7 protein-coding genes and 2 pseudogenes are annotated in these 11,486 nt (G+C 70.9%); 4 read left to right on the top strand and 5 right to left on the bottom strand.

The window, feature by feature from the left end:
- From GTW40_RS00315 to GTW40_RS00325, 3 genes and pseudogenes are all read left to right on the top strand, one after another.
- Positions 1–184 (top strand): annotated as a pseudogene (locus GTW40_RS00315) (sugar kinase); the annotation flags it as partial.
- A gap of 183 nt (positions 185–367) precedes the next feature.
- On the top strand, positions 368–2,101 hold the full coding sequence (locus GTW40_RS00320) for an ABC transporter ATP-binding protein (RefSeq protein ID WP_161178115.1): 1,734 nt from the start codon (positions 368–370) through the stop codon (positions 2,099–2,101).
- On the top strand, positions 2,101–4,029 hold the full coding sequence (locus GTW40_RS00325; RefSeq protein WP_161178116.1) for an ABC transporter ATP-binding protein: 1,929 nt from the start codon (positions 2,101–2,103) through the stop codon (positions 4,027–4,029). Before GTW40_RS00320 ends, GTW40_RS00325 begins: the two co-directional genes overlap by 1 nt.
- Before the next feature lie 193 nt (positions 4,030–4,222).
- Here GTW40_RS00325 and GTW40_RS00330 read toward each other — a convergent pair.
- From GTW40_RS00330 to GTW40_RS00350, 5 genes and pseudogenes are all read right to left on the bottom strand, one after another.
- A pseudogene (locus GTW40_RS00330) lies at positions 4,223–5,377 on the bottom strand (RNA polymerase sigma factor); the annotation flags it as partial.
- A 324-nt stretch (positions 5,378–5,701) separates the two neighbouring features.
- Positions 5,702–7,609, bottom strand: coding sequence for a DNA primase (dnaG, locus tag GTW40_RS00335; RefSeq protein WP_161178118.1), 1,908 nt, complete (start codon positions 7,607–7,609; stop codon positions 5,702–5,704).
- A 47-nt stretch (positions 7,610–7,656) separates the two neighbouring features.
- Positions 7,657–8,922 (bottom strand): FAD-dependent oxidoreductase, encoded by a 1,266-nt coding sequence (locus GTW40_RS00340; RefSeq protein WP_161178119.1) that lies wholly within the window; start codon positions 8,920–8,922, stop codon positions 7,657–7,659.
- A 156-nt stretch (positions 8,923–9,078) separates the two neighbouring features.
- A complete protein-coding gene (locus tag GTW40_RS00345; RefSeq protein WP_161178120.1) occupies positions 9,079–10,389 on the bottom strand; it encodes a deoxyguanosinetriphosphate triphosphohydrolase in 1,311 nt (436 codons plus the stop codon).
- Positions 10,390–10,440: 51 nt separating this feature from the next.
- Positions 10,441–10,623: a hypothetical protein gene (locus GTW40_RS00350; protein WP_161178121.1), complete on the bottom strand. Its 183-nt coding sequence runs from the start codon at positions 10,621–10,623 to the stop codon at positions 10,441–10,443.
- 168 nt (positions 10,624–10,791) lie between these two features.
- On the opposite strand from GTW40_RS00350, the gene GTW40_RS00355 reads away from it, so the two are divergent.
- The gene (locus GTW40_RS00355; RefSeq protein WP_202485164.1) at positions 10,792–11,478 is read left to right on the top strand and encodes an ElyC/SanA/YdcF family protein; all 687 of its coding nucleotides are present in this window, start codon (positions 10,792–10,794) and stop codon (positions 11,476–11,478) included.
- Positions 11,479–11,486: the final 8 nt, after the last annotated feature.

Genomic DNA, 11,486 nt, shown 5'->3' on the forward strand with positions numbered 1-11,486 from the left:
CGCCCGCCAGGCCGCGTGGGCGCTCGGCGCGGCCCAGGGCACGCTCGACCCGCGCACCCCGCCGGCCTGGCAGGGCGCGGCCGCGCAGGTGCTGGAGCCGGGCGACGACCTGGCCGTGGGTCAGGCGGTGCGCCAGCAGTACACGTCGGTACGGGAGCAGACCCACCCGGGCGCGTTCCGGTAGGCCCGCTGACGCGTAGGCCCACCGCCGCGGAGTCGTGAACCTCACCCGTCCGGAGGCGTTTCAGCCCACAGCTCAACAGGGCAGCCTGACGGGTTAATTCGGTTGAGGTAACGCGGGTGGAGTGTCCGACGATAGGGCCAGGGGCAGGCACCCCCGCCCCACCGCCGACTCCGAGAGACCAGCGTGCTCATACGACTTCTGCGGACCTACCTCAGGCCCTACAAGAAACCCATCGCCTTCCTGGTGGCGCTGCAGTTCCTGCAGACCTGCGCCACGCTCTACCTGCCCACCCTCAACGCGCACATCATCGACAACGGTGTCGTGAAGGGCGACACGGGCTACATCCTGTCCTTCGGCGCCCTGATGATCGGCATCTCGCTGGTCCAGGTCGTGTGCAACATCGGCGCCGTGTACTACGGCGCCCGTACCGCCTCGGCGCTGGGCCGGGACGTGCGTGGCGCGGTCTTCGACCGGGTGCAGTCCTTCTCCTCGCGTGAGCTGGGTCACTTCGGGGCGCCCTCGCTCATCACCCGTACGACGAACGACGTGCAGCAGGTCCAGATGCTGGTCCTGATGACGTTCACCCTGATGGTCTCGGCGCCCATCATGTGTGTCGGCGGGGTCGTGCTGGCGCTCGGCCTGGACGTGCCGCTGTCGGCGGTGCTCGTGGCCGTCGTCCCGGTGCTGGCCGTCTCCGTGGCGCTGATCGTGCGCCGGCTGCGCCCGCTGTTCCGCTCGATGCAGACCCGTCTGGACACGGTGAACCGGGTGCTGCGCGAGCAGATCACCGGCAACCGCGTGATCCGCGCCTTCGTGCGGGACCGCTACGAGCGCGAGCGGTTCGGCCGCGCCAACACCGAACTGACCGAGATGCAGCTGGCCACCGGCCGGATGCTGGCGCTGATGTTCCCGATCGTGATGACCGTGGTGAACGTGTCGTCCATCGCGGTCGTCTGGTTCGGCGCCCACCGCATCGACAGCGGCGGGATGCAGATCGGCGACCTGACGGCGTTCCTCGCCTATCTGATGCAGATCGTCATGTCCGTGATGATGGCCACCTTCATGTTCATGATGGTGCCGCGTGCCGAGGTCTGCGCCGAGCGCATCCAGGAGGTGCTGGGCACCGAGTCCAGCGTCGTCCCGCCGCTCGCGCCGGTGACCGAGCTGCGCGGGCACGGGCATCTGGAGATCCGGGGCGCGGGCTTCCGCTACCCGGGTGCCGAGGAGCCGGTGCTGCGCTCCGTGGACCTGGTGGCCCGTCCGGGCGAGACGACGGCCGTGATCGGCTCGACCGGCAGCGGCAAGTCCACCCTGCTCGGCCTGGTCCCCCGGCTGTTCGACGCCACCGAGGGCCAGGTGCTGGTGGACGGCGTGGACGTGCGCGAGGCCGAGCCCACGCTGCTCGCGCGCACGGTCGGCCTGGTGCCGCAGAAGCCGTACCTGTTCGCGGGCACGGTCGCCACGAACCTGCGGTACGGCAACCCGGACGCGACCGACGAGGAGCTGTGGCACGCGCTTGAGGTGGCGCAGGCCAAGGACTTCGTCGCGAAGTTGGAGGGCGGCCTGAACGCGCCGATCGCGCAGGGCGGCACCAATGTGTCGGGCGGTCAGCGCCAGCGGCTGGCGATCGCGCGCACCCTGGTCCAGCGGCCGGAGATCTACCTCTTCGACGACTCCTTCTCCGCGCTCGACTACGCGACGGACGCGGCGCTGCGTGCCGCGCTGTCGGAGGAGACCTCGGAGGCGACCGTCGTGATCGTCGCCCAGCGGGTGGCGACCATCCGGGACGCCGACCGGATCATCGTCCTGGACGAGGGCCGGGTGGTCGGCTCGGGCCGCCACCACGAGCTCATGGCGGGCAACGAGACCTACCGGGAGATCGTGCTCTCCCAGCTCACGGAAGCGGAGGCTGCCTGATGGCCGGGCCCATGGGACGCATGATGGCCGGGGGCGGGCCGGACCAGCGCTCGATGGACTTCAAGGGTTCGGGCAAGCGGCTGATGGCGCGCTTCCGCCCCGAGCGCGGCACCATCTACACGCTGCTGGCCTGCGTGGTCGGCAGCGTGGCGCTGAACGTGATCGGTCCGAAGATCCTCGGCAACGCCACCGACCTGGTGTTCGCCGGGATCATCGGTCGGCAGATGCCGGCCGGGGCCACCAAGGAGCAGGTGCTGAGCAACCTGCACGCGCACGGCCAGGGCACCGTCGCGGACATGCTGCGCAGCACCGACTTCACCCCGGGCCAGGGAATCGACTTCGGCGCGGTGGGCGACGTCCTGCTGCTCGCCCTGGTCACCTTCCTGGTCGCCGGTCTGCTGATGGCGGTGGCGACGCGGCTGGTCAACCGGACCGTGAACCGCACGATGCTCCGGATGCGCGAGGACGTGCAGGCCAAGCTGTCGCGGCTGCCGCTGTCGTACTTCGACCAGCGCCAGCGCGGCGAGGTGCTCTCCCGCGCCACGAACGACATCGACAACATCGGCCAGACGCTCCAGCAGTCGATGGGCCAGCTGATCAACTCGGTGCTGACCATCGTGGGCGTGCTCGCGATGATGTTCTACGTCTCCTGGATCCTGGCGCTCGTCGCGCTGGTGACCGTGCCGCTGTCCTTCGTGGTGGCGACCCGGGTCGGCAAGCGCTCGCAGCCGCACTTCGTGCAGCAGTGGCGGACCACCGGCGCGCTGAACGCGCACATCGAGGAGATGTACACCGGGCACACCCTGGTGAAGGTGTTCGGCCGCCAGGAGGAGTCGGCGAAGCAGTTCGCCGAGCAGAACGAGCAGCTCTACGAGGCCGGGTTCAAGGCGCAGTTCAACAGCGGGGTCATGCAGCCGCTGATGATGTTCGTCTCGAACCTCAACTACGTCCTGGTGGCCGTGGTCGGCGGTCTGCGGGTCGCCTCGGGCTCGCTGTCCATCGGTGACGTGCAGGCGTTCATCCAGTACTCGCGGCAGTTCTCGATGCCGCTGACCCAGGTCGCGTCGATGGCGAACCTGGTGCAGTCGGGCGTCGCCTCGGCCGAGCGGGTCTTCGAGCTCCTCGACGCCGAGGAGCAGGAGGCGGACCCGGTACCGGGTGTACGCCCCGACGAGCTGCGCGGCCGGGTCCGGCTGGAGAACGTCTCCTTCCGCTACGACCCCGACAAGCCGCTCATCGAGGACCTCTCGCTCAAGGTCGAGCCCGGTCAGACGGTCGCCATCGTCGGCCCGACCGGCGCGGGCAAGACCACGCTGGTCAACCTGCTCATGCGGTTCTACGAGGTCTCCGGCGGCCGTATCACCCTCGACGGGGTGGACGTCCGCGAGATGACCCGCGACGAACTCCGCTCCACCATCGGCATGGTGCTCCAGGACACCTGGCTGTTCGGCGGCACGATCGCGGAGAACATCGCCTACGGCTCCTCTCGCGAGGTCACCCGGGGTGAGATCGAGGAAGCGGCGCGGGCCGCCCACGCGGACCGGTTCATCCGCACCCTCCCCGACGGCTACGACACGGTCATCGACGACGAGGGCACGGGCGTCAGCGCGGGCGAGAAGCAGCTCATCACCATCGCGCGGGCGTTCCTCTCCGAGCCGGTGATCCTCGTCCTCGACGAAGCCACCAGCTCCGTCGACACCCGCACCGAGGTCCTCATCCAGAAAGCGATGGCCAAACTCGCCGACGGCCGCACGTCGTTCGTCATCGCCCACCGTCTCTCCACGATCCGGGACGCGGACACGATCCTGGTGATGGAGAACGGCTCGATCGTCGAACAGGGCGCCCACGCGGAGCTGTTGGCAGCGGACGGGGCGTACGCCCGTCTGTACAAGGCCCAGTTCGCCCAGGCGGTAGCCGAGGTGGACTGACCGTCGGGGCGGAGGTACGGGTGGGTGCACTGGCCGCGTTGAGCGGGTGCCGCTGCGCCCACCCGTGCCGCCTGGGGGCACCTCCCAGGCCCTTAAGGCACTGGGGGAGGCACGACTGCCCGCAGCTCAGGGGCTTTTGCTTTTAGGGGCGCGGGGAACTGCGCGATCAGCCACAACGGACCCGCACCCGGCATCAGTCCAGATAACCCCGAAGCTGATCCGCATACGTGTGATCGCGGAGCTTACCGAGCGTCTTGGACTCGATCTGCCGAATCCGCTCCCGGGTCACCCCGAACAGCCGCCCGATCTCCTCCAACGTACGAGGCCGCCCGTCAGCCAACCCGTACCGCAGCTGAACAACCTTCCGCTCCCGCTCCCCAAGAGTGGAAAGCACCGCGTCCAAATGCTGCCGTAGAAGCAAGAACGCCGCCGTCTCCACAGGACTGGCCGCATCCCCGTCCTCGATGAGATCCCCGAGGGCGACCTCATCCTCCTCCCCCACCGGCGCATGCAAGGACACCGGCTCCTGGGCAAGCCGCAGCACCTCACGGACCCGCTCCGGAGGAAGCTCAAGATGCTCGCCGACTTCCTCGGGCGTCGGCTCGTACCCCCGCTCCTGAAGCATCCGCCGCTGTACACGGACGACGCGGTTGATGAGCTCGACCACGTGCACGGGGACACGGATCGTCCGAGCCTGATCGGCCAGCGCACGCGACATCGCCTGCCGGATCCACCACGTGGCGTAGGTGGAGAACTTGTAGCCCCGCGCGTAGTCGAATTTCTCCACCGCGCGGATGAGCCCGAGGTTGCCCTCCTGGACGAGGTCCAGCATGGTCAGGCCGCGGCCGACGTAGCGTTTGGCGACGGAGACGACGAGGCGGAGGTTGGCCTCGATGAGGCGGCGTTTGGCGATGCGGCCGAGGACGACGAGCCGGTCGAGGTCGCCGGCGAGGCGGCTGTCGAGGTCGGGGGTGCCGCTCAGTTTCTCCTCGGCGAAGAGCCCGGCCTCGACGCGGCGGGCGAGTTCGACCTCCTCGGCGGCGGTGAGCAGCGGGATACGGCCGATCTCGCGCAGGTACTGGCGGAACAGGTCGGCGGAGGGTCCGCCGGTCTCGGAGTGGACGGCGGCGCGCGTCGCGGCGGGCTCGGGTTCTGGTTCGTCGAGGGCCTCCGCCGGGGGTCCGGCGGGCTCGTGGTTCTCCTCGGGTTCCGCCTCCCGGCGGGGGCCGCCCTGCGAGGGTACGGCCATGAGTACGTCCGTCTCCGCGTCGGGCTCGTCACCGGGGGGTGTGACGGCTCCTGCGGTCTCGGTGAGCGTGTGGGTCCGCACGGGGGCGACCTCCAGGATGAGTCGCGGCCTGCGCTCCGGGGGGCTGGGGCACCGCACCCAGTGTGGGGTACGACACATCCCCGCCACGAGGGGCGTGCGGTGACTTTTTGCGTCCGGTCCGTGACCGCGTGGTGATCCTGGGGCCCGCTGGGGCTAGGGGGTGCCGTTTGGATCAGCTCGACGACGCGGGGTCTGGCACGCACATCTGCGGCGTTGTCGTCGGTCGCCGACGCTCCGCTTCGACTCCCTCCTCCGCCTTGCAGCTGCACGCACCAGACCCCGCTGGGGTCGGTCACCATGGCACCGGAGTCACCTGCGCCGACCTGACCCAAACGACACCCCCTAGAGCGCGTCCGCTCCGTGAGCGCGCAATGCCTGGTCGTACTGCTGGAGGACCCACAATTCGTTCTGCACGGACGCCAGTTGGGCGGGGTCGCCGCCGTTGGCGAGACGGGCCAACTGGGACTGGACGTCCTGGATGCGGCGCTCGACCGCGCGGCGGCGGATGACGACGAGGACGGTGCCCGCGTAGATGTCGTCCACGGTGCGGCGCAGGATCGGCTCGACGGCGAGTTCGGTGACCATGGCGCGCACGGTGTCGTCGGGCGCGGCCTCGCGGACCCGGACGAGATACTCCTGCGGGTCGGTCACGCCGTACTCGGCGCCGCCCGTCTCCGCGATGGTCTGGCGTACGGCGGCGTAGGGGGCCGCCGTGAACTCGTCGATGCCGTAGGCGTCGAAGGCCGGGGAGACCAACTCGGGCCGCTGGAGGGCGAGTTTGAGCAGTTCACGTTCGGCGGCGAAGACCGGGTTGCGCAGGGTGAGCGCGGGTCCCGAACTCGTCGGCCGGGGGGTCGTCTCCCACTGCTGCTGCGCGCTGCGGTTCGCTTGCGGCGGGGCGCCCTTGCCGCCGCGATCCCTTGCCCAGCGGGCGAGTTGGGCGACGCGCTTGACGACGAACTGGGTGTCGAGGATGCCGAGCATGCCCGCGAGGTCCACGGCCACCTCGTGCTGGGCGCCGCTGTTCTTGATGCGGGCGACGACCGGCGCGGCCTCGTCCAGCGCGGCGGCACGGCCCGCCGGGGTGTCGAGGTCGTAGCGCGCCACGATCTGGCGGAGCGCGAACTCGAAGAGCGGGGTGCGGGGTTCGGTCAGGTCGGCGACCGCCTCGTCGCCCTTGGCGAGGCGGAGCTCGCAGGGGTCCATGCCGTCGGGGGCGATGGCGATGTAGGTCTCGGCGGCGAACTTCTGGTCGTCCTCGAAGGCACGCAGCGCGGCCTTCTGTCCGGCCGCGTCGCCGTCGAAGGTGAAGATCACGCGGGCCGAGCCGTTGTCCATGAGGAGACGGCGCAGGATCTTGATGTGGTCGCCGCCGAAGGCGGTGCCGCAGGTCGCGATGGCCGTCGTCACACCGGCGAGGTGGCAGGCCATGACGTCGGTGTAGCCCTCGACGACGACGGCCCGGCTGGACTTGGCGATCTGCTGCTTGGCGAGGTCGATGCCGTAGAGGACCTGCGACTTCTTGTAGATCGCGGTGTCGGGGGTGTTGAGGTACTTGGGCCCGTTGTCCGCCTCGTAGAGCTTGCGGGCGCCGAAGCCGACGACGTCGCCGCCGATGTCGCGGATGGGCCACATCAGACGGCCCCGGAAGCGGTCGATGGGGCCCCGGCGGCCGTCCTGCGCGAGCCCGGAGAGGATCAGTTCCTTGTCGCTGAAGCCCTTGCCGCGCAGATAGCGGGTGAGGTGGTCCCAGCCCTGGGGGCTGTAGCCGACGCCGAAGTGGACGGCGGCGGCCTGGTCGAAGCCGCGCTCGGCGAGGAAGATCCGGCCGGTGTCGGCCTCGGGGCTGGTGGCGAGCTGTTCCGCGTACCACTGGGCGGCGATCTTGTGCGCCTCGACCAGGCGGATGCGCTCGCCGCGCTGGTGGGCGGGGTTGTACCCGCCCTCCTCGTAGCGCAGCGTGATCCCGGCCTGGCCGGCCAGGCGCTCGACCGCCTCGGAGAAGGAGAGGTGGTCCACCTTCATGACGAAGGTGATCGTGTCGCCGCCTTCCTGGCAGCCGAAACAGTGGAAGAGACCCTTGCTCGGGCTGACCTGGAAGGACGGGGACTTCTCATCGTGGAAGGGGCAGAGGCCCTTGAGGTTGCCGCCGCCCGCGTTGCGCAGCTGGAGGTACTCGGAGACCACGGCGTCGATCGGGACCGCGTCCCGTACCGCCTTCACGTCCTCGTCGTTGATCCGTCCTGCCACGGATGAATTCTACGGGGGTCCGGCGGCCTGCCCCGCGCGCGGAGACCTCAGGGCACCAGCTCCGCTAGCGGGACGTGCGGATCGGCGAGGGCCTCGGTGTCCACCACGGCCCGGGATCGCACCAGCCGCTGGATGGTCTCTGTGACGTCCCACACGTTCACGTTCATGCCGGCAAGCACCCGCCCCTCGCGCACCCAGAACGCGATGAACTCGCGCTTGCCCGCGTCGCCCCGGATCACCACCTGGTCGTAGGAGCCGGGGGGCGCCCAGCCGCTGTACTCCAGGCCGAGGTCGTACTGGTCGGAGAAGAAGTACGGCAGCCGGTCGTAGACGATGTCCTGGCCGAGCATGGCGCGGGCGGCGGCCGGGCCGCCGTTGAGGGCGTTGGCCCAGTGCTCGACGCGCAGCCGGGTGTCGAAGAGCGGCAGCGGGAAGCTGGCCACGTCCCCGGCGGCGTGGATGTCGGGGTCGGAGGTGCGCAGGTGCTCGTCGACCGCGATGCCGCCGCCGAGGGAGCGGTCGGCCAGTTCGAGTCCGGCGGCCTCGGCGAGGCCGGTGCGCGGGGCGGCGCCGATGGCGGCGAGCACGTCGTGCGCGGGGTGCTCCTCGCCGTCGTCGGTGCGGGCGGCGAGGACCACGCCGTCCTGGCCGACGATCTCGGTGAGGCGGACCCCGAAGTGGAAGCGGACGCCGTGCTCGCGGTGCAGCTCCGCGAAGAGGTTGCCCAGCTCGGGGCCGAGGACGCCGTACAGCGGGGTCGGCTCGGGCTCGATCACGGTGACCTCGGCGCCGTACTCACGGGCCGCCGCCGCGACCTCCAGGCCGATCCAGCCCGCGCCCGCGATCACCAGGTGGCCGTTGTCCCGGCCGAGGGCGGCGAGGACGCCCTTGAGTCGCTCGGCGTGGGAGAGGCGGCGCAGATGGTGGACGCCCGCGAGCGAGGTGCCGGGCACCTCCAGACGGCGGGGCTCGGAGCCGGTGACGAGCAGCAGCTTGTCGTAGCGGACGAGGGTGCCGTCGTCGCCGAAGCGCACGGTCTTCGCGGCGCGGTCGATCGCGTCCACGGTCTGGCCGAGATGCAGTTCGATGTCGTGGCGCGCGTACCAGGCGGGCTCGTGCACGAAGACGCTCTCGCGCTCCTCCTTGCCGAGCAGATAGCCCTTGGACAGCGGGGGTCGCTCGTAGGGGTGGTCGCGTTCGTCGCAGATCAGTATCACCCGGCCGGTGAAGCCCTCCGCGCGGAGCGTCTCGGCCGCCTTGGCCCCGGCGAGCCCGCCTCCGACGATGACGAACGTCTGATCCGCGTCGACCACTTGATGCCTCCTCGTAGGGTGCCGCCTGCCGCCACAGGGGAGCGTCCCGCACGTGGCGTGCCGCGGGAAGGGGGAGTGACCCGATCAGGCCACCCGCAGGCACGTTCCTCCTACATATGCCCGGTGCTTCCGCCTCACTCGGGCGGCGGTGTCCCGTCAGTCGCGTCCCGTGAGTCTCGCGTGCAGCGAGCGGGCCGAGGCGTCGGTCAGGGAGGCGATCTGGTCGACGATCACCCGCTTGCGCGCGGGGTCGTCGGACGCCTCGTCGAACAGGGCCCGGAACTGCGGCTCCAGCCCGTCCGGGGCGCGCCGGGTGAGCGCCTCGGCCAGCTCCGCGACGACGATCCGCTGGTCGGCGCGGAGCAGCTCCTGCTCGGCGCGCTGCATGACGTACCGGTCGGCGACGGCCTTGAGCACCGCGCACTCCATGCGCGCCTCGCGGGGTACGACGAGTTCGGCGCCGTAGCGGGTCAGGCGCCCGGTGCCGTACGCCTCCCGGGTACCGGCCTCCGCCGCGAGGCAGAAGCGGCCGATGAGCTGGCTGGTGGCGTCCTTGAGGCGGGCCTGCGCGGACGCCGTGCCGTCGTAGCCGTGCGGCCACCACTCCTGGTCCTGGAGGCGGTCGAGGGCGGCGGCGAGTTCGGCGGGGTCGGTGTCGGCGGGGACGTACCGGCCGATGGCGACCTCGAACACCGCGCGTCTCTCGGGCTCCGCCTGGAGGCAGTTGGGGTCGATGTGCCCGGCGTGCAGGCCGTCCTCGATGTCGTGCACCGAGTACGCCACGTCGTCGGACCAGTCCATGACCTGGGCCTCGAAGCAGGTGCGGGTGCCGGGGGCCTCCTTGCGGACCCAGTCGAAGACGGGGCGGTCGTCGTCGTAGACGCCGAACTTGGGGGACGCCGGGTCGGCCGGGTTCGCGCCGCGCGGCCAGGGGTACTTGGTGGCGGCGTCGAGGGTGGCGCGGGTGAGGTTGAGGCCGACGGAGCCCTCGGGGGTGAAGCGCTTGGGCTCGATGCGGGTGAGGAGCCTGAGGGACTGGGCGTTGCCCTCGAAGCCGCCGATGTCGTCGGCGAACTCGTTCAGCGCCTGTTCGCCGTTGTGGCCGAAGGGGGGATGGCCGAGGTCGTGCGCGAGGCAGGCGGCCTCGACGAGGTCGGGGTCGCAGCCGAGGGCCGCGCCCAGCTCGCGGCCGACCTGGGCGCACTCCAGGGAGTGGGTGAGCCGGGTACGGGGGCTCGCGTCCCAGGCGCGGCTGCGGGTGCCCGGCGTGACGACCTGGGTCTTGCCCGCGAGGCGGCGCAGCGCGGCGGAGTGCAGGATGCGGGCGCGGTCGCGCTGGAAGGCGGTGCGGCCGGGGCGTTTGTCGGGCTCGGGGGCCCAGCGCTCGGTGGACGCGGGGTCGTAGGCGCCGTGGGCGATGTCGGCGTCGTAGGCGTCGTCGGTCGAGGGGTGTGCGGTGCCTTCCATGCCTCGACAGTAAGCGGCGGCGGTGACGATCGGGGAAGACGGTGCGGGCGGCTATCCGTTTGTAGTGCTTTTGCGGGGTTTTCGAGCGGTGGGCGACACGTCCTGGCGACGGCGCCCCGGCGGGGTGACGTCCCGCAACTGGCCGACGAGCCGGACCCCGATGCTGCTCATGAGGTGCGCCGTGCTGCCGAGGTCGGGAAGGAGGTCGTCGCTGAGCGAGTCCGGCACTGTCATGAGGGGCATCCTGCCGCAGCGACATTGCGCGTCCGTTGCCACGTCGTCACGGACACGCGGCGTACAGGGATGTGGGGTGTGAACCGAGTCGACCAGGTCAGCCCCTGTGAACCGCATTCCCTCCCCGCGCGTCTCCCTGGTCGGAACACGATCACCCGGGGAGCCCGTATGAAGATCCGCCCACCCCGCCTGCCGCGTCTTCCGCGCACCCGGCGCGGGCAACGGCGTCTGCTCCAGGCCGTCATGGCGGGCTGCGTACTGGCCCTGCTCCCCTCCGCCTGGCTGTACGTCTCGACGGCGGACCGGCTGCGGACGGCCGCGGACGTGCCGCGCGAGCAGGTCGCCGTCGTCTTCGGCGCCGGACTCTGGGACGGCGGCCCGTCGCCGTACCTCGCACACCGCCTCGACGCGGCGGCCCGCCTCTACCGCGCGGGCCGGATCGAGGCCGTCCTCGTCACCGGCGACAACAGCCGCGACGACTACGACGAGCCGGACGCCATGCACGCCTACCTCACCCGCCACGGCGTCCCCGCCACCCGCATCGTCGAGGACTACGCGGGCTTCGACACCTGGGACTCCTGCGTACGCGCCCGCAAGATCTTCGGAGTCAACCGGGCGATCCTGATCAGCCAGGGCTTCCACATCCGCCGCGCGGTCGCCCTCTGCGAGGCGGCGGGCGTCCACTCGTACGGCCTCGGCGTCCCCGAACCACACGACGCGACCTGGTACTACGGCGGCACCCGCGAGGTCTTCGCGGCGGCCAAGGCGAGCCTGGACGTGGTGTTCCGACCGGATCCGCGGTTCCTGGGGCCTAGGGAGCGGGGGGTGGAGCGGGCGCTGGCGTCGCGGGGGTGAGGGGGCGG

This window comes from Streptomyces sp. SID4985, assembly GCF_009863025.1.
Lineage (GTDB): Bacteria > Actinomycetota > Actinomycetes > Streptomycetales > Streptomycetaceae > Streptomyces.